18 protein-coding genes and 1 pseudogene are annotated in these 17,785 nt (G+C 42.4%); 17 read left to right on the top strand and 2 right to left on the bottom strand.

What is annotated here, in order from left to right:
• Positions 1 to 104: 104 nt before the first annotated feature.
• The 6 genes from pbpA (at position 105) to pstB (CDO84_RS11520) (ending at position 6,816) form a co-directional block, all read left to right on the top strand.
• The gene (gene pbpA / locus CDO84_RS11545) at positions 105 to 2,255 is read left to right on the top strand and encodes a penicillin-binding protein 2A (RefSeq protein ID WP_040082614.1); all 2,151 of its coding nucleotides are present in this window, start codon (positions 105 to 107) and stop codon (positions 2,253 to 2,255) included.
• 154 nt (positions 2,256 to 2,409) lie between these two features.
• Complete coding sequence (locus CDO84_RS11540) at positions 2,410 to 3,312, top strand: phosphate ABC transporter substrate-binding protein (RefSeq protein ID WP_014664620.1); 903 nt, start codon at positions 2,410 to 2,412, stop codon at positions 3,310 to 3,312.
• Positions 3,313 to 3,379: 67 nt separating this feature from the next.
• The gene (pstC, locus tag CDO84_RS11535) at positions 3,380 to 4,309 is read left to right on the top strand and encodes a phosphate ABC transporter permease subunit PstC (RefSeq protein ID WP_040082615.1); all 930 of its coding nucleotides are present in this window, start codon (positions 3,380 to 3,382) and stop codon (positions 4,307 to 4,309) included.
• Entirely contained in the window at positions 4,309 to 5,193 is an 885-nt protein-coding gene (pstA, locus tag CDO84_RS11530) for a phosphate ABC transporter permease PstA (protein ID WP_040082617.1), read from the top strand. Before pstC ends, pstA begins: the two co-directional genes overlap by 1 nt.
• A gap of 20 nt (positions 5,194 to 5,213) precedes the next feature.
• A complete protein-coding gene (gene pstB / locus CDO84_RS11525; protein ID WP_040082618.1) occupies positions 5,214 to 6,023 on the top strand; it encodes a phosphate ABC transporter ATP-binding protein PstB in 810 nt (269 codons plus the stop codon).
• Between the two features lie 10 nt (positions 6,024 to 6,033).
• Positions 6,034 to 6,816: a phosphate ABC transporter ATP-binding protein PstB gene (pstB, locus tag CDO84_RS11520; protein ID WP_040082619.1), complete on the top strand. Its 783-nt coding sequence runs from the start codon at positions 6,034 to 6,036 to the stop codon at positions 6,814 to 6,816.
• Positions 6,817 to 6,846: 30 nt separating this feature from the next.
• Here the strand turns inward: pstB (CDO84_RS11520) and CDO84_RS11515 are convergent, their stop codons facing one another.
• Complete coding sequence (locus CDO84_RS11515; protein ID WP_040082620.1) at positions 6,847 to 7,311, bottom strand: endolytic transglycosylase MltG; 465 nt, start codon at positions 7,309 to 7,311, stop codon at positions 6,847 to 6,849.
• Complete coding sequence (locus tag CDO84_RS11510) at positions 7,308 to 7,661, bottom strand: hypothetical protein (RefSeq protein ID WP_014477348.1); 354 nt, start codon at positions 7,659 to 7,661, stop codon at positions 7,308 to 7,310. The genes CDO84_RS11515 and CDO84_RS11510 overlap by 4 nt, the downstream gene beginning before the upstream one ends.
• 179 nt (positions 7,662 to 7,840) lie before the next feature.
• On the opposite strand from CDO84_RS11510, the gene CDO84_RS11505 reads away from it, so the two are divergent.
• The 11 genes and pseudogenes from CDO84_RS11505 (at position 7,841) to CDO84_RS11455 (ending at position 17,784) form a co-directional block, all read left to right on the top strand.
• Positions 7,841 to 8,311 (top strand): hypothetical protein, encoded by a 471-nt coding sequence (locus CDO84_RS11505; RefSeq protein ID WP_040082621.1) that lies wholly within the window; start codon positions 7,841 to 7,843, stop codon positions 8,309 to 8,311.
• Complete coding sequence (locus CDO84_RS11500) at positions 8,308 to 9,387, top strand: glycosyltransferase family 4 protein (protein WP_040082622.1); 1,080 nt, start codon at positions 8,308 to 8,310, stop codon at positions 9,385 to 9,387. The genes CDO84_RS11505 and CDO84_RS11500 overlap by 4 nt, the downstream gene beginning before the upstream one ends.
• An 83-nt stretch (positions 9,388 to 9,470) precedes the next feature.
• Positions 9,471 to 9,620, top strand: a complete 150-nt coding sequence (gene rpmG, locus CDO84_RS11495) for a 50S ribosomal protein L33 (protein WP_003153056.1) — start codon at positions 9,471 to 9,473, stop codon at positions 9,618 to 9,620.
• Positions 9,621 to 9,704: 84 nt separating this feature from the next.
• On the top strand, positions 9,705 to 10,268 hold the full coding sequence (locus CDO84_RS11490) for a 5-formyltetrahydrofolate cyclo-ligase (RefSeq protein ID WP_040082623.1): 564 nt from the start codon (positions 9,705 to 9,707) through the stop codon (positions 10,266 to 10,268).
• Between the two features lie 66 nt (positions 10,269 to 10,334).
• Positions 10,335 to 10,508 (top strand): hypothetical protein, encoded by a 174-nt coding sequence (locus CDO84_RS11485; RefSeq protein ID WP_003230126.1) that lies wholly within the window; start codon positions 10,335 to 10,337, stop codon positions 10,506 to 10,508.
• A gap of 89 nt (positions 10,509 to 10,597) precedes the next feature.
• Positions 10,598 to 12,109: a rhomboid protease YqgP gene (gene yqgP, locus CDO84_RS11480; RefSeq protein ID WP_040082625.1), complete on the top strand. Its 1,512-nt coding sequence runs from the start codon at positions 10,598 to 10,600 to the stop codon at positions 12,107 to 12,109.
• 113 nt (positions 12,110 to 12,222) lie between these two features.
• A pseudogene (locus CDO84_RS11475) lies at positions 12,223 to 12,439 on the top strand (YqgQ family protein).
• Positions 12,440 to 12,449: 10 nt separating this feature from the next.
• Positions 12,450 to 13,415 (top strand): glucose kinase GlcK, encoded by a 966-nt coding sequence (gene glcK / locus CDO84_RS11470; protein WP_014664607.1) that lies wholly within the window; start codon positions 12,450 to 12,452, stop codon positions 13,413 to 13,415.
• A 116-nt stretch (positions 13,416 to 13,531) separates the two neighbouring features.
• Positions 13,532 to 15,448 (top strand): LTA synthase family protein, encoded by a 1,917-nt coding sequence (locus CDO84_RS11465; protein WP_040082627.1) that lies wholly within the window; start codon positions 13,532 to 13,534, stop codon positions 15,446 to 15,448.
• Positions 15,449 to 15,530: 82 nt separating this feature from the next.
• Positions 15,531 to 16,661, top strand: a complete 1,131-nt coding sequence (locus tag CDO84_RS11460; RefSeq protein ID WP_082032985.1) for a M14 family metallopeptidase — start codon at positions 15,531 to 15,533, stop codon at positions 16,659 to 16,661.
• Between the two features lie 67 nt (positions 16,662 to 16,728).
• Positions 16,729 to 17,784 carry a YqgU-like beta propeller domain-containing protein gene (locus CDO84_RS11455; RefSeq protein ID WP_014664604.1) on the top strand — a complete coding sequence of 352 codons (1,056 nt, stop codon included), beginning with the start codon at positions 16,729 to 16,731 and terminating at the stop codon, positions 17,782 to 17,784.
• The last annotated feature ends 1 nt before the right edge of the window (position 17,785 follow it).

The following is a 17,785-nucleotide window of genomic DNA, read 5'->3' as shown; positions in this document are numbered from 1 at the left end:
CAAAAAGGGGTTATCTGTAGAAAAAAGTCGAAAAAACCTTTAAAATGAAAACTGGCACTCTTACTGAGTGTCTTTTCTTTCTGTAAATAGAAAAAGGTGATGTTATGAGGAGAAATAAACCAAAAAAACAAAATCATAAAGAGAAAAAGAAGTCGCTTCCGATCCGGCTGAATATTTTATTTTTAGCTGCCTTTGTTATATTCACCTGGATCATTGTGGAATTGGGCATCAAGCAGATCGTGCAAGGCGATGATTACAAAAATCAAGCGAATAAGCAGGAACAAAGTGAAGTCAGCTCGGCGGTGCCGCGCGGGAAAATTTATGATCGAAACTTTAATGCCATTGTGACAAATAAGGCTTTAAATGCAATCACATACACAAGATCTAAATCGACCACGCAAGAACAGCGCTTAAAGATCGCAAAAAAGCTGTCTGACATGATCAAAGTTGATACAAAAAAAGTAACAGAACGGGATAAAAAAGATTATTGGATTTTGACTAGACCGAAAGAAGCAAAAAAGCTGATTAGCTCTAAAGAAAGACAGCAGGTTGAAGACAAAAAAATATCCGATGACGATTTATACCAGCTTCAGCTAAAACGGATTACTGATAAGCAGCTGAATGAATTGACGGATAAAGATATGCAGATCCTCGCTATCAAAAGACAGATGGATTCGGGCTATGCATTGACCCCTCAATATATCAAAAACGAAGATGTATCAGCGAAGGAAATGGCAGTGGTAAGTGAACATTTAGACGAACTGCCGGGTGTTGATGTCACCTCCGATTGGGAACGTGAATATCCGTATAAAAACCTTCTTCGCTCAGTGCTCGGAAGTGTTTCCAGCTCTAATGAAGGATTGCCGTCCAACTTGCTCGACCATTATCTGTCGCTTGGCTACAGCCGTAATGACAGGGTCGGAAAAAGCTATTTGGAATACCAATACGAAAGCCTTCTGCAGGGCCAAAAAGCCAAAGTCGAAAATATCACAGATTCAAACGGCAATGTCACGGGAACAAAAACGGTATCTGAAGGCAAAGCCGGTAAAGATCTCGTACTTACGATTGACATTGATTTGCAAAAAGAAGTGGAAAAAATCATTGAGAAGAACCTCAAATCTGCTAAAGCAAGACCAAGCACTCAATTGTTAGACCGGGCATTCGTTGTTATGATGGACCCAAGAAACGGTGAAGTGCTTTCAATGGCAGGCAAGCAGATTAAACAAGAAAATGGGAAATATAAAATTGATGATTATGCTTTAGGTACAATGACGTCATCTTACGCCATGGGTTCAGCAGTCAAAGGCGCAACAGTCTTGACAGGCCTTCAAACCGGAGCCATCAATCTGAATACTGTTTTTCAAGATGAACCTTTATATATTGGTCAGGATAAACGCGGTAAAAAGTCATGGACTAACTTAGGTCCGGTCAATATTCAAAGAGCCTTAGAGCAGTCTTCCAACGTATTTATGTTTAAAACTGCGATCGCGCTCGGAAAAGGTGAATATAAACCGCACCAAGCTTTACCGATTGATACGACGGCCTTTGATACGTTCCGTAATTACTTCAGCCAATTTGGATTAGGTGTCAAAACTGGAATTGATCTTCCGAATGAAATGACAGGCTATAAAGGAACAGACAGATTGACGGGATTCTTGCTTGACTATGCGATCGGCCAATACGACACGTATACACCGCTGGAACTCGCGCAATACGTATCAACGATTGCAAACGGCGGATATCGCTTAAAGCCTCAGCTTGTAAAGGAAGTCAGAGAACCTGATGCTAAAAGAGGGATCGGTGCTGTCGTACAATCCGTTCAGCCGGAAGTGCTGAATAAAATCGACATGAAGAGTGAATATATTAAAGAGGTTCAGGCCGGATTCAGACGGGTGATGACAAAAGGGACAGCTGCCAGCCAATTTGCTTCAGCGTCATATCAGCCTGCCGGTAAAACAGGAACAGCACAATCGTTCTATGATGGACCTGATAAATCAAAAACAGGAACATCGACTTATAATACGACACTTGTTGCCTATGCACCGGCTGATAATCCTGAGATTGCGATCTCTGTAGTAGTCCCTTGGGCTTATATTGATTACAGCGCTAAATATAGCATCACAAACGAAATCGGCAGGGAAGTAATGGATAAATATTTTGAGCTGAAATCGAAGCAGGACAAAGAAGATACGCAACAAAAGAATAAAAACAAAATCGAAGAAAATGCAGAAAACACAACGTCTTCTGATAACTAAAAAGAAACGCTCACATAATGTGGGCGTTTTTTTTATACAAAAAAACGCATTGATTTACAAAACCTTAACATTCGATTCAAACCCTTTTTACATAGAACCTTTACTCTATACGTGTAGGACAAATTACACATTATACGCAGGGGGAATTCAGGAAATGAAAAAAAACAAATTGGTGCTTATGCTTCTGATGGCTGCTTTTATGATGATTGCAGCTGCATGCGGAAATGCAGGAGAAAGTGAAAAATCGAATAGCGATTCTGCAAAAGGAGAAGAAAAGGCATCAGGTTCTTTAACCATTTCTGGTTCATCGGCTATGCAGCCGCTAGTACTTGCAGCCGCGGAAAAATTTATGGAAGAAAACCCTGATGCTGATATACAGGTACAAGCTGGCGGTTCTGGAACAGGGCTTTCTCAAGTCTCTGAAGGAGCTGTTCAAATCGGGAATTCAGACGTTTTTGCTGAAGAAAAAGAAGGCATCGATGCAAAAGCGCTTGTCGATCATCAAGTCGCAGTAGTTGGTATGGCAGCAGCTGTAAACCCTAATGCTGGTGTGAAGGATATTTCAAAAGATGAATTGAAAAAAATCTTCACTGGCAAAATCAAAAACTGGAAAGAGCTTGGCGGCAAAGACCAAAAGATTACACTTGTAAACCGTCCTGATTCTTCTGGCACACGTGCTACATTTGTGAAGTATGCGCTTGATGGAGCAGAACCTGCAGAAGGCATTACTGAAGATTCCTCCAACACAGTGAAAAAGATCATTGCTGATACTCCGGGAGCGATTGGATATCTTGCATTCTCATATTTAACAGATGACAAAGTAACTGCGCTATCTATTGATGGAGTTAAGCCTGAAGCGAAAAATGTAGCAACTGGCGAGTATCCAATCTGGGCTTATCAGCATTCTTATACAAAAGGTGAAGCGACAGGTTTAGCTAAAGCGTTTCTCGATTATCTAAAGAGTGAAGACATTCAAAAAAGCATTGTTACTGACCAAGGCTACATTCCGGTTACTGATATGAAAGTGACACGTGATGCCAAAGGGAAGCAAAGCTGATCTTAATAAAAAGAGGAGTGCGGGGACAACCGTTTCTCCTCTTAACACATTCATAGGAGTGTAAAAAATGATAAACAATAGAGAAAATATGTCTGTGAGCGAGCGTTTAATCAGCTCGAGGCAAAATCGGCAATTGGATGAAGTGCGTGGAAGAATGATGGTGACAGCATGTGCGCTCATTATGATTGCGGCATCTGTGGCGATCACCATTTTCCTCGGCATTAAGGGGCTGCAATCTTTTCTTGTAAATGGTGTAAGCCCAATTGAATTCTTAACGAGCTTAAATTGGAATCCTACAGATAGTGATCCGAAATACGGAGTGCTGCCATTTATTTTTGGCTCGTTTGCAGTAACGATTCTTTCTGCTCTGATCGCTGCTCCGCTTGGCATTGCAGGAGCGATTTTCATGACAGAAATTGCCCCGAATTGGGGGAAAAAAGTGCTGCAGCCTGTGATTGAGCTTTTAGTCGGCATTCCATCTGTTGTTTATGGATTCATAGGTCTTACAGTATTGGTGCCGTTTATCGCCCAGTTCAAATCGAGCGGGACAGGGCACAGTTTATTGGCGGGAACGATTGTCCTTTCCGTCATGATTCTGCCGACCATTACATCAATTTCTGCTGACGCAATGGCTTCTCTTCCGAAGAGCTTAAGAGAGGGTTCTTACGCGCTTGGTGCGACGAGATGGCAGACGATCAGAAAAGTACTTGTGCCTGCGGCTTTTCCAACATTAATGACAGCTGTTGTGTTAGGCATGGCTCGGGCGTTCGGTGAAGCTTTGGCTGTTCAGATGGTCATAGGAAATACAAGAGTATTGCCGGAAAGTCTGTTTGACACTGCGGGAACGCTGACAACAATCATCACGCTGAATATGGGCCACACCACATATGGAAGTGTTGAAAACAATACGCTGTGGTCAATGGGGCTTGTGCTTCTGACGATGTCATTCTTGTTCATCCTGCTTATTCGCTACTTGTCATCTAGGAGGAAAGTGTAATGAACCGCAAAATAACAGATAAACTGGCGACCGGAATGTTTGGTTTGTGTGCAGCCATTATCGCTGCCATTTTAGTAGGTTTGTTTTCCTATATTATTATAAACGGTGTTTCTCAGCTCAGTTTTCATTTTATTACGACAAAATCGAGCGCCATTGCAGCCGGAGGAGGCATACGTGACCAGCTGTTTAACTCCTTTTATATTTTATTGATTACGATGCTGATTACAATCCCGCTCGGTGTGGGAGGCGGAGTGTTCATGGCTGAGTATGCGCCTAATAACAAAGTGACTGATTTCATCAGAACATGTATCGAGGTGCTTTCATCTCTCCCGTCTATTGTCATTGGAATGTTTGGATTATTGATGTTTGTCAATTTAACAGGCTGGGGATATACGATCATAGGCGGAGCGCTTGCGTTAACTGTTTTTAACCTTCCCGTGATGGTGCGTGTGACAGAAGACGCGATTCGTTCAGTCCCTAAGGACCTGAAGGAAGCCTCTCTCGCTTTAGGTGTATCACGCTGGCATACCGTAAAAACCGTTTTAATTCCAAGTGCGATCCCTTCTATCATTACTGGAGCCATTTTAGCGTCAGGAAGGGTGTTCGGGGAAGCGGCAGCATTATTATTTACAGCCGGCCTGACAACACCGCGTCTTAATTTTACGGAGTGGAATCCGTTTTCGGAAACATCGCCGCTTAATATTTTCAGGCCCGCTGAAACACTTGCGGTTCACATTTGGAACGTAAATACACAAGGAATAATTCCGGATGCTGAAGCGATTGCCAACGGAGGTTCTGCTGTGCTGGTGATTTCTGTTCTTGTGTTTAATCTCGCAGCGAGATGGCTTGGCACGATGATCTACAAAAAGCTTACGGCAAATTAGAACGGAAAGAGGCGAAAAACATGTCTGAACAAATGGTAAAAGAAAAACCTGAGCGAGCTGTTATTGTTCGGAAGCAGAACCACGTGCTTGAAGTCAAAGACCTGTCTATTTTTTACGGAAATAAACAAGCGGTTCATCATGTGAACATGGATATTGAAAAGAATGCGGTGACTGCTTTAATTGGGCCGTCGGGATGCGGAAAATCTACTTTTTTGAGAAATATTAACCGAATGAATGATTTAATTCCTTCTGCAAGAGCTGAAGGTGAAATTCTTTATGAAGGATTAAATATATTGGGCGGCAATATTAACGTCGTCAGCTTGAGAAGAGAAATCGGAATGGTTTTTCAAAAACCAAATCCTTTTCCGAAATCGATCTATGCAAATATCACACATGCATTGAAATATGCCGGAGAGCGTAATAAAGCGGCCTTAGATCAAATTGTGGAAGAGAGTTTAACAAAAGCAGCGCTCTGGGATGAGGTGAAGGATCGTTTACATTCATCCGCACTCTCGTTATCCGGCGGCCAGCAGCAGCGTTTATGCATTGCGAGAACGCTTGCGATGAAGCCGGCTGTTCTTCTGCTTGATGAACCAGCTTCAGCGCTTGATCCGATTTCAAATGCAAAAATAGAGGAATTAATAACAGAATTGAAAAGAGAATACTCGATTATTATAGTCACGCACAATATGCAGCAGGCTCTGCGGGTTTCTGATCGGACGGCATTCTTTTTAAACGGCGAGCTTGTAGAATACGGACAGACTGAACAGATCTTCACGAGTCCGAAACAGCAAAAGACAGAGGATTATATTAACGGGAAATTCGGATAGGAGGGCGGCAATGAGCATTGCTACCGAAGCTGTAATGAAACAGGAAGTCTATCAAGTCAATGGAATGAACTTATGGTATGGACAGCATCATGCTTTAAAAAATATCAATTTGAGCATACATGAAAACGAGGTCACGGCGATTATCGGGCCATCGGGATGCGGGAAATCGACCTTTATCAAAACATTGAATTTAATGATTCAAATGACGCCGAATGTAAAGCTTGCAGGTGAGCTGAATTATAATGGCAGCAACATTTTAAAAGATAAAGTGGATATCGTGGATTTGCGAAAAAATATCGGTATGGTATTCCAAAAAGGGAACCCGTTTCCCCAATCTATTTTTGATAATGTAGCTTACGGACCGAGAGTCCACGGCACCAAAAATAAAAAGAAGCTTCAAGAAATTGTGGAAAAATCATTGAAAGACGTGGCGCTATGGGATGAGGTGAAGGATCGATTGCATACGTCCGCTCTTTCCTTGTCAGGCGGCCAGCAGCAGCGTCTTTGTATCGCCAGGGCACTTGCGACCAATCCAGATATTTTGCTGATGGATGAACCGACATCTGCATTAGATCCAATCTCAACAAGAAAAATTGAAGAACTCATTCTTGAGCTGAAAAATAAATATACGATTGTCATTGTCACGCATAACATGCAGCAGGCAGCAAGGGTTTCTGATCAAACCGCCTTTTTCTATATGGGCGAGCTTGTTGAATGCGACAATACGAATAAAATGTTCTCTAACCCGCAGGACCAAAGAACCCTCGATTACATTACAGGAAAGTTTGGTTGAAAAAAACAGGCTGAGTCTTCAGCCTGTTTTTTATCGTGTTAACGTTTTTACGAGCTTTTTAAAGCTCATATCTGATTTTACTTTAAACTCGCCGGCACGGATTTCTTTGTGATAGCCGGCATCAATGACATAGTCATTAAAGTCTTGAGCCGAGGAGATAATGCCTTCTTTTTCAAGAAGAGCAGATACATCTGCAGTGCTCATGCCGTCTTTAATTTTCAGTTTGTACGTTTTGACCTTGTCTGTTTTCGTGTCTGATCCGCTGTCATTGGTCAAGGATTTCTCTTTTGAATCGAGAAGTTTTTGATATTCATCGCGATTCACAGAAACCATTTTTTTAGAATCAAGGTAATTGTTCACGTCTTGTTCGGTTACTGTTTTATTTTCTTTTACAGCAGCGGCCTGGTCTTCGTCAGTCAGATAAAAAACAGCTGCAAGAACGGCTGTCGCTAAAATGATGCCGCCAGCAAATGCCTGAATGCCTCGTTTTGTCATACGAGCACCTTCTCGTTATCTTTGATAATCGTATTTACGTCTTCAACTGATACATGCTCAGCTTTAGCAATCGCTTCAGCGGACATGCCGTTATTATATTTAGAAAGTATTTGTTTAGCAATTTTTTGATTGATGTCACTCTGCTTTGATTTGCGGATGACAAGGTTTGTTTCCAGTAATTCTTCCTCAAGCACGGTCATTTTCTTTTTGAGCTTGTAAATTTCCTGCATCGCAGAAAGCTGCAGAGTTTCGAGCTCTTGTTCTACATCTTTCATCGGGTCTCTTTGAGAATATGAGAATGCAATTAGCGCTATACTGACGATAAACAACGCAATAATAGCAATTTCCACGTTTCATCACCTTCTATTCTTTTTTTATCCTTCTTTTTTATACCATAAAACCAATAGTTTCTAAAGGAATTCGCGAAAAAAACGAGATTTTGTCGAGAAATCTTTCTTTGCTTCTTCTCTATGTAATGGTTTAATAGGATCACTAAGTGAACGATAGGAAAGGAGAATGTCAGGAGTCCATGGATAAACACCCATTTCCCTATAATATACGACATAAGCTTTCTTTTTTTAGGGACACATTCGACATGAACATTCAAAACGCTCACACCTTGACCGTATGCTGGGAAATCTCAGAAGAAACAATGCGGCTGGCTGAAGCGGTCCTTTTCGAAAAAACGCAGGATATGATGAAAGAATTGCGCATTGTCATCAAAAGAAAAGATAACGAAGCTGTCAGGACTAAACGCACACCGTATGATAAAGGGGAATGGACGATTGGACAGGCGGCTGGTGATGCTGTATATCGGGCTGAATACAGAATGGTTAACTCCATGAATGTCTCTCTCAAGCTTGCCTGCACAGACGACATCTATCTTGAAGAAAATGGGATTCGTCATATAAACAGCTTTCAGATTGAGGAGGCACACACCAGGTGGGAGGCGCAATTTTCTGCATACACCTGTTATGGAGAAGGAGAAAAAGAACGGTGAACATTCTCATGCTTTCACTCGAACATCCCGATGTCCCGAAAAGCGGGCTCGGTGTCCATTTAAACCGTCTCATTTCCTATTTAAATCCTCATATCAACATGACGGTTTGTACTCCGAGCAGGCAGTTGTCTTCATATGCGAAGTTTGAAGATTACATAGCCGATGCTAACTCTACAATGGTTCGCCAGGTGTTATCCGGCAATGAACGCTTTGATCTGATTCATGCGCATGATGACTCAACAGCTCCTGCCGCCCAGTATTTGAAACAACGGCTTGGCCTTCCGCTTGCTGCGACAATCCACGGTCTTGAAAGCGAAAGGAAGAAGGTGTGCCGAGAAGTCCCACACCCATACAGGCTCAAGACCGAACAGCTCCTTATAGAGTCCGCTGATGCTTTGATCGTATTAAGCACATTTATGAAGCAGTCTTTAAATAAGGCAGCACATAAAAAAATAATAGTTATCCCGAGCCCTGCATCTATGGAGGAAGAGAAGGGGAAAATCCCAAGAAGCATAAATAGAAGATTCCTCTTTTCATATGGAAGGTTCGTTCCGGAAAAAGGATTTTCTCAGCTGTTAAAGGTGTTTGCCATCTTGAAGCAGCGGCAGCCTGACCTCTATCTAGTGCTGGCTGGGGAAGGTCCGTCTCTGTCCTCCTATGAGAAATTGGCTGCGGCATTGAACCTAAAGGATCGAGTCATGTTCCTGCCGTTTCTGAATAGGAAAGACATTAGAATGTTACTGTCTCACTGTGAAATGGCTGTTTTCCCTAGTTCTTATGAACCGTTTGGGCTTGCCGCACAGGAAAGCATGGAACAAGGTGTGCTGACTGTCGTTTCTCAGTCGGGTGGTTTTTGTGATTATGCCGTTCATGACAAAACGGCAATCATCGCTGATTTTACGCTCGTACAGGAAGCGGCTGATCTGCTGGACCGTTTTTTAAAAGACCGGGAAAAAGCCCGCCGGATAAAAGAAGCTGGCAGAAAACAAGTGTTTAAGCTCCACCACCCCCGACTCATTACGCCATCATATGTGCAGCTTTATGAGCGTATCATCAATAATTCAGCAATTCATTGAAAAACAGCCTAGCATTCCGTCCATTATAGTGGTATTATATATAAGTCTGAATAAGTAAATGATTTTAGTTTGGAGGGAAAATAATGCGCGTTAATATTACTTTGGCTTGCACTGAATGTGGTGAGCGTAACTATATTTCTAAAAAGAACAAACGCAACAATCCAGACCGCGTTGAATTTAAAAAATATTGCCCACGTGATAAAAAATCTACGTTACACCGTGAAACAAAATAACAGCTTTGCTGTTTGAGGTGTAAGAAAAAAGCCAGAGCTTTGAAAAAGGTTCTGGCTTTTTTTCTATTCCGAGGGGGATGAGAGATGAAATCACAATTAAGAAAACAGACGATGGCGGCACTGTCTGCTTTACCAAATGAAGATCTGCTTCAAAAAACGGAACGTATGTATAAGGATTTGTTTTCTCTGCCGGACTGGCAAAATGCCAGCACCATCGCCGTCACCATTTCCAGAGGACTAGAGATACCGACGCGTCCTGTCATTGAGCAGGCTTGGGAGGAAGGAAAGCAAGTTTGCATCCCAAAATGCCACCCGGACACGAAGAAAATGCAATTTCGCGCATATCAGACTGATGATCAGCTAGAAACCGTTTACGCTGGACTCCTTGAGCCGATAATTGAAAAAACAAAAGAAGTAAACCAATCACAAATTGACTTGGTGATCGTTCCAGGTGTTTGTTTTGATGTTAACGGGTTTAGGATCGGCTTTGGAGGCGGCTATTATGATCGTTTTTTAAGTAAATATGAAGGAAAGTCAGTCTCTCTGCTTTTCGAGTGCCAGCTGTTTGCACAGGTACCCCGTCTGCCGCATGACATGCCGGTCCATAAGCTGATAACAGAGGATCGCATCATTTCTTGTTATTCATAACTTTCCTGCCTCTTTTTCGAGAATAAATCAGGTAGAATAACAAACCCTATTGGCAGGAGGGATATCATGAAAAAACTTTTGATTTATGCCATTTTTGCTGTTTCTGCCGTCATGTTTTATCAAAATCGCTACCGTCTTATGAATACTGTACTCAGCCAGCCAGGAATCAGGCGGTCTTTTATCCATTTGTTTTTAAGAATTCCGTTTATCCGCAATAAGTTTATACAGCAAGCTTTCTAAAATCCCGTGAAAAACGGGATTTTTTGCTTTCAGTAGGCGTTTCGGACCGCCAGCTGTTATAATGAAAAAAAACTATTGGAGCGGTAAATATGTTTTTGCTGGAGTATACATATTGGAAAGTGGCAACACACCTGGTTAAAAGCGGGTATGGCGTCATACAAGCCGGCGAGTCAGATGAAATATGGATGGAAGCACCGGACAAGTCCTCTCATGATCTAGTTCGTCTTTATAAGCACGATCTTGATTTCCGTCAAGAAATGGTTAGAGACATCGAAGAGCAGGCCGAACGAGTAGAAAGAGTCAGAAATCAATTGGGCAGACGAAGGATGAAGCTGCTGAATGTATTTTTTTCAACTGAAGCCCCTGTTGATGACTGGCAAGAAATTTCCAAACGACCTTTTGAGAAGGGAACTGTGTCAGTTGAGCCTGTGATCGTTAGAGGATCGATGCTTCGAGATGATCTTCAAGCGGTTTTTCCATCATTTCGTACAGAAGAACACGTTTCGTTTGAAGACACGCAAATGGCAAGGGAACACTTCCTTTCGTTAGTGCTGAAACAAGAAGAACAGAGAAAAACTGAAGCGGCGGTTTTTCAAAACGGAAAACCCATTTTTACATATTTATTTATTGCGCTTCAGGTCCTAATGTTTTTCGTGCTCGAAATAAACGGGGGCAGCACAAATACGGAGACGCTGGTCGCTTTTGGAGCAAAGGAAAACAGCCTGATTGCACAAGGAGAATGGTGGCGTCTTCTGACACCGATCGTGCTTCACATTGGCATAGCGCATTTAGCTTTTAATACACTGGCTTTATGGTCGGTTGGTACAGCGGTTGAGCGCATGTATGGATCGGGCAGGTTTCTGCTGATTTATCTGGCGGCTGGCATTACGGGATCGATTGCGAGCTTTGTGTTCAGCCCGTATCCTTCAGCAGGCGCATCAGGAGCCATATTCGGATGCTTAGGCGCACTGCTGTATGTAGCTTTCTCAAATCGGAAAATGTTTTTGAGAACCATAGGAACCAATATTATTGTCATTATTATCATCAATCTGGGCTTTGGTTTTGCGGTTTCGAATATTGATAATTCGGGACATATTGGCGGCTTGATTGGCGGCTTTTTCGCCGCTGGAGCACTGGGGCTGCCCAAAGCCGGAGCCTTGGGAAAAAGATTGTTGTCAGCGGTTTTACTGATTGCTTTGGCGGCTGGATTTTTATATTACGGATTGCATTCGCCTTCCCACCAGGAGTCAGCGCTGATTCAGCAGGCAAGCGAGCTTTATCAGGAAGGAAAGTATGAAGAAGTAACGGAATTGCTAAACGGAGAAGCAGAGCAGAAAGATGCCTCTGCCGATCTGTTGAAAATCCTGGCGGTTTCTGATATTCAACTCGGCGAATATGATCAGGCGATTTCCCTTTTGGAACGAGCAGTGAAAAAAGAACCTAAAGACCATGCTTCATATTACAATTTAGCCGTATTGTATTTGGAAAAAAAGAAGCTTGGCCAAGCAGAAAAGGCCATCCGGACGGCTGTAAAACTGAAGCCGAAGGAGAAGCGCTACAAAGAGCTCCAGCAGCAAATTGAAAACAATAAACAATCATAAAGGCGGAATAGGGTAAGGGGGGGCTGGCTTTTTTGTCAGCGTTTTCTTCTTGACGGACCGCTTCCATATGAATACGCTTATGATAAGTTAAGATCAAGAAATGGTGAGGAAAAATGAATACATTTTATGATGTGCAGCAGCTGTTAAAAACGTTTGGCCACATTGTTTATTTTGGAGACAGAGAGCTTGAAATTGAGTTTATGTTAGATGAATTAAAGGAATTATACATGAACCACATGATTGAAAAGGAGCAGTGGGCCAGAGCGGCAGCTGTCCTTCGAAAAGAATTGGAACAAACAAAAAATGTTAAGAGATTTTTATAAAGGCTAAGGTGATAAAAATGGATGAGATTTGGTTTGCGGGCATTGACCTGGGAGGAACGACGATTAAACTCGCTTTTATTAATCAATATGGTGAAATTCAGCATAAATGGGAAGTCCCGACTGATAAAACCGGCGACACCATTACCGTTACAATTGCAAAAACAATCGACAGCAAGCTGGATGAGCTGCAAAAACCGAAGCACCTCATTAAATACATCGGAATGGGCGCACCAGGTCCTGTAGATATGGCGGCAGGAGTTGTGTATGAAACCGTAAATCTAGGATGGAAAAATTACGCTTTAAAAAACCATTTGGAGACAGAGACCGGCATCCCAGCAGTGATAGAAAATGACGCGAATATTGCTGCGCTTGGGGAAATGTGGAAAGGAGCGGGTGATGGCGCAAAGGACGTCATTCTCGTGACGCTTGGCACAGGAGTTGGAGGCGGCATTATTGCAAATGGTGAAATTGTACATGGCATAAATGGCGCAGGCGGAGAAATCGGCCATATTTGCAGCATCCCTGAAGGCGGAGCGCCTTGCAACTGCGGCAAGACGGGCTGTATCGAAACCATTGCATCGGCAACAGGAATTGTAAGAATTGCAAAAGAAAAAATAGCGAATGCTAAGCAGACGACACGTTTAAAAGCAACTGAACAATTGTCAGCGCGGGATGTGTTTGAAGCGGCTGGTGAAAATGACGAAATTGCCCTTGAGGTGGTTGATTATGTAGCCAAGCACCTTGGTTTGGTGCTCGGAAATTTGGCAAGCTCGCTTAATCCGTCAAAAATCGTTCTTGGCGGCGGCGTATCGAGAGCCGGAGAGCTGCTGAGATCAAAAGTAGAGAAAACATTCCGCAAATGCGCGTTTCCGCGGGCAGCCCAAGCTGCTGATATTTCAATCGCAGCGCTTGGAAATGATGCCGGCGTTATTGGAGGCGCTTGGATCGCTAAAAACGAATGGCTAAAACACCAAAATTGTTAAAATTGTGTAAATGAAATTGATTTTTTGTTGTGCTCAGGTTAAGATTTAATTTGATGTGTTAATGAGAATGTTGGGAATTGACTGATTTTTTTGAGCGTGCTGCATAGGAGGTTGAAATGCGAAAAACATTTTTTTCGAAGATTTCATTTATGCTGATTGCCATTTTATTGATGTGGCTGAAAACGTATGCTGTTTACAAAACCAGTTTTCATATTAAAATCGACAATCTAACACAGGAATTTATTCTGTTTATCAACCCATTGAGTTTTTTGTTGCTTATTTTTGGCCTCAGCCTGTTTTTAAAAGGCAAAAACAGAAATCGTTACATTATCGCGATGAGCTGTCTTGTCACGTTTGTATTGCTGGCTAATATGGTTTTTTACCGTTTTTACAATGATTTCTTAACAATCCCTGTTCTTTTTCAAACGAGCAATATGGGTGATCTCGGAAGCAGCATCGGAACACTTCTTGAACCGACAGACCTCCTATTGGGTGTAGATATTGCGGTTTTAATATGGCTTCACATCCGGCAAAAAGCTTTTCAATCGGACATTCCCTCTACGAAAAATGAACGGGCGGCTTATTTTTTGTTCGTTGCTTCTGTTTATTTCTTCAATCTGGGCTTGTCTGAGGCGGAAAGACCTCAGCTGTTGACACGCTCATTTGACAGAGAAATGCTTGTTAAAAACATTAGCCTGTTTAATTTTCATATTTACGACGGTGTTCTTCAGTCAAAGCAATCCGCACAGAGAGCGTTGGCAGATAGCAACAGCCTGACGGAAATTGAAAACTATGTAACCGCTAATGCGAAAGATGCCAACAAAAGGTTATTCGGCGCTGCAAAAGGAAGGAATGTCATTCTCGTATCCTTAGAGTCAACGCAAAGCTTCGTGATTAATGAAAAAGTGAATGGAGAAGAAATCACGCCTTTTCTGAATGACTTTATAAAACAGAGCTACAACTTTAATAATGTTTACCACCAAACAGGCCAGGGGAAAACCTCGGATTCTGAATTTATCGTGGACAATTCACTGTATCCGCTTGGACGAGGTGCCGTGTTTTTTACGAATGCGGGCAATCAATATATGGCCGCTCCTGAAATTTTGAAAAACAGCGGATATTATTCAGCGGTGCTTCACGCTAATAATAAAAGCTTTTGGAATCGTGATTTAATGTACGACTCATTTGGATATGATTCGTTTTTTGATAGTAACTCGTATGATGTTACGGACGAAAATTCAGTCGGCTGGGGACTAAAGGATAAAGAATTTTTTGAGCAGTCTTCAGAGCTGATGAAAAATCTGCCTCAGCCGTTTTATTCGAGGCTGATCACATTGACGAACCACTTCCCATTTGATCTTGATGAAGAGGATCAACTGATTGATGAATATGATTCAAGCAGCCAGACGCTAAATAAGTATTTTCCGACAGTGCGTTATCAGGATGAGGCGCTGAAACGGTTTATCGAAAAGCTGAGGGAAGACGGGTTATACGACAACTCTGTTATTGTATTATACGGTGACCATTATGGTATATCGGAAAACCATAATGAAGCGATGGGGCAGTTTTTAGGAAAAGAAATAACCCCATTTGAAGAGGTGCAACTCCAAAAAGTGCCGCTTGTCATTCATATTCCGGGTATTACTGATAAAAAGCCGCAAACCATTGAAACAGTAGGCGGGCAGATTGATATCAGGCCGACGCTGATGAATCTTTTAGGAATTGATACGAAAGATCAAATTCAATTCGGCAACGATCTGCTTTCGGACGAAAAACTGGACTTTACGGTGCTCCGGGACGGGAGCTTTATCACGGATCAGGTTGTATATACAGACGGTGCTTGTTATGACAAAGAGACGGGAAAACCGTTAGAAGAGACACAACAATGTGAAGCATTTGCTGATAAAGCGAAACAAGAGCTATCACTTTCTGATGAAATCATTTATGGAGATTTGTTGCGATTTTATGATCAGAAAAGGCTGGACAATTCGTCAAAACGGAAAGAAAAACAAATGCTTGATCAAGCATCGTAATCATAATGTCTCCCGCATCAAAGTGAGCGGGAGGCTTTCTTTTTTTAAGTGCGCTGTCATATAGTAACAAAAAAGGGGGATGATGATGGCGTTTATTACGGTGAAGCCTGAGATCAAGAACAATTTGTCCAGAGTGGCGAGAGAGCTGAAGATAGACGAGGAATTGCTTAGACGTGCAAATCGTACCGCACAGGAACACCAATTGTATTGCCCTGGTTATGTGATAGAAGAGCATAGTGGCAAAGAGCTTCAAACCATACAGGACATAAAGCGTTTTTTACAGCCTCGGCAGCTGGACTTTTCTGATAACTGGATTGAGCAAGAGAAAATCTACGATGATTCAGCTGTTGAAAAGGAATTAAAGAAGATCATTGATGTGTTTCCGTTTGTCTCATGCAGGGAAATTGGCCGTTCTGTACTCGGAAGGCCTATCTGGGAGCTGAAGGCTGGTGGGGAGCATACCGTAAAAAAGGTCCATATGAATGCATCATTTCATGCGAATGAGTGGATTACTACGTCTGTCCTGCTAAAATGGTTTAAGGAATACTGTATGTCATTATGCCGCAACTCGCCCTTCTTCGGCTTTTCTCCCATACAGCTGTTTAGCAGTACATCCTTATCCCTCGTTCCTCTTGTCAATCCGGATGGCGTTGATCTTGTCTTAAACGGATCAGAAGTTATGGGAGCCAGAAGAGATGAGCTCGAGAGGCTAAATGAGCATCGTCCGAATTTTAATGAATGGAAGGCGAACATAAACGGGGTTGATTTAAATAAACAATTCCCTTCGTTATGGGAAATTGAAAAATACCGAAAACCGACAGCACCCAGCTACCGCGATTTTCCGGGAATCTCTCCGCTTACAGAGCCGGAATCCATTGCGATGTACCGGCTGATAACGGAGAATCCGCCTGACAGACTGCTGGCTCTCCATACTCAAGGGGAAGAAATTTATTGGGGCTATAAAGGCCTTGAGCCTGAAGAATCTGCCGCTGTTATAAAGGATTTTGAGGAGATAAGCGGGAACATTTATAAGGGAGTAAGGGATATAGACAGCTACGCGGGATTTCGCGATTGGTTTATTCACCACTATTTTAAAGAAGGGTACACGGTGGAACTTGGAAAAGGCCGAAATCCTTTGCCGTTTCAGGAGTTTTCACATATTTATAACGCCACAAACGGCATCTTGTGGAGAGCGTTATTTTTTCATGAGTAACTAAAACTTTTTCTTTTTTCTGCCGAAGCAAATATGAGACAATAAAGAGGATCGGAGGGGAAGGCTGATGAGATCAGTTTGTTTCATTCTGCTGTCGGCATTGCTCTTTAGTTTATCGGCATGCGAACCATCTCATCAGCAGCAAAAACAGGCATCGGCGGCAAAAGATGAGGAAAAAGATATCATACCGCTTTCCGCGGAAAAAGCGGACGGTGCGGAAGGCTGGCTGAATAACAGCACCATTTTATATACTGCGTCTAATCCGACGAAAACAGAGCTTTTTGCGTACCGCATCTTTACAGGCAAAGCGAAAAAGCTCTATCAAACGGATGGTCAAATCGTTGATGTTCAAATTAATGCGAGGGAGCAGATGATTCTGCTGCAAATCACACATAGCCAAAAGACAGCAGTGGTTTTGCTTAATGCAGACGGAGAGACGCTTTACGAAAAAGATTACGAAACATATGAACTGGAGGCTGCTTGGAATCAGTATGATCCTTATCAAATAATGGTGACGGAATTCAGTGAGAACTGGGATTTCCATACATATCAGGTGAATGCTAAAAAAGACGAGTCTTTCTTAAGTCCGGTACAGGTTCCGTTCATTCATTGGACATCCAAAAATACATTTGATTATGTAAAAGAGGGAAGAGACGAAAAAACAGGGCCTTTATATACGTTTAATACAGTCTCTAAGACGGAGCAAAAGCTTGAGGATAACGTTCTGTTCTTCGATTCTTTCCATCAAATGAGTTTTACTGTGAAGTCAGCTTCCGGAGAGAAAGGGACGTATCAGTTTGAAACGCCGCATACAAAATCACCTGTTACAGTGAAATGGCCGCTCCAAACGAAATATACAAGTTTGGCTCCAATGGAGTATGACTATGATGAAGCGGGAGGCCTGTTTTATACGTTCAAACAAAGCGGTGATGCTTATAAGCTTGCTGCAATCAATGTGGCATCGGGTGAGACAAAAGATCTTGTCTCTCTGCGGGAAATGGAGCCGATTCAAATATCTCCGAACGGGAAATATGCGTTATACGGCTTTCATTTTGAGCAAATCATTTTATTGAAATCACATAAAACGAAGCAACTCATTATTGATCAAAAGGAGATGGAGTAAC

This window comes from Bacillus sp. MD-5 (assembly GCF_002201875.1).
Classification (GTDB): domain Bacteria; phylum Bacillota; class Bacilli; order Bacillales; family Bacillaceae; genus Bacillus; species Bacillus stercoris.
Note: the sequence above shows the minus strand (reverse complement) of the source record. Positions and strands in the feature narration are given on the sequence as shown.

Coding starts and splice junctions, on each gene's coding strand:
- pbpA (WP_040082614.1), top strand. CDS start 105: ATGAGGAGAAATAAACCAAAAAAACAAAATCATAAAGAGAAAAAGAAG.
- CDO84_RS11540 (WP_014664620.1), top strand. CDS start 2,410: ATGAAAAAAAACAAATTGGTGCTTATGCTTCTGATGGCTGCTTTTATG.
- pstC (WP_040082615.1), top strand. CDS start 3,380: ATGATAAACAATAGAGAAAATATGTCTGTGAGCGAGCGTTTAATCAGC.
- pstA (WP_040082617.1), top strand. CDS start 4,309: ATGAACCGCAAAATAACAGATAAACTGGCGACCGGAATGTTTGGTTTG.
- pstB (WP_040082618.1), top strand. CDS start 5,214: ATGTCTGAACAAATGGTAAAAGAAAAACCTGAGCGAGCTGTTATTGTT.
- pstB (WP_040082619.1), top strand. CDS start 6,034: ATGAGCATTGCTACCGAAGCTGTAATGAAACAGGAAGTCTATCAAGTC.
- CDO84_RS11515 (WP_040082620.1), bottom strand. CDS start 7,311: ATGACAAAACGAGGCATTCAGGCATTTGCTGGCGGCATCATTTTAGCG.
- CDO84_RS11505 (WP_040082621.1), top strand. CDS start 7,841: ATGGATAAACACCCATTTCCCTATAATATACGACATAAGCTTTCTTTT.
- rpmG (WP_003153056.1), top strand. CDS start 9,471: ATGCGCGTTAATATTACTTTGGCTTGCACTGAATGTGGTGAGCGTAAC.
- CDO84_RS11490 (WP_040082623.1), top strand. CDS start 9,705: ATGAAATCACAATTAAGAAAACAGACGATGGCGGCACTGTCTGCTTTA.
- CDO84_RS11485 (WP_003230126.1), top strand. CDS start 10,335: ATGAAAAAACTTTTGATTTATGCCATTTTTGCTGTTTCTGCCGTCATG.
- yqgP (WP_040082625.1), top strand. CDS start 10,598: ATGTTTTTGCTGGAGTATACATATTGGAAAGTGGCAACACACCTGGTT.
- glcK (WP_014664607.1), top strand. CDS start 12,450: ATGGATGAGATTTGGTTTGCGGGCATTGACCTGGGAGGAACGACGATT.
- CDO84_RS11465 (WP_040082627.1), top strand. CDS start 13,532: ATGCGAAAAACATTTTTTTCGAAGATTTCATTTATGCTGATTGCCATT.
- CDO84_RS11460 (WP_082032985.1), top strand. CDS start 15,531: ATGATGGCGTTTATTACGGTGAAGCCTGAGATCAAGAACAATTTGTCC.
- CDO84_RS11455 (WP_014664604.1), top strand. CDS start 16,729: ATGAGATCAGTTTGTTTCATTCTGCTGTCGGCATTGCTCTTTAGTTTA.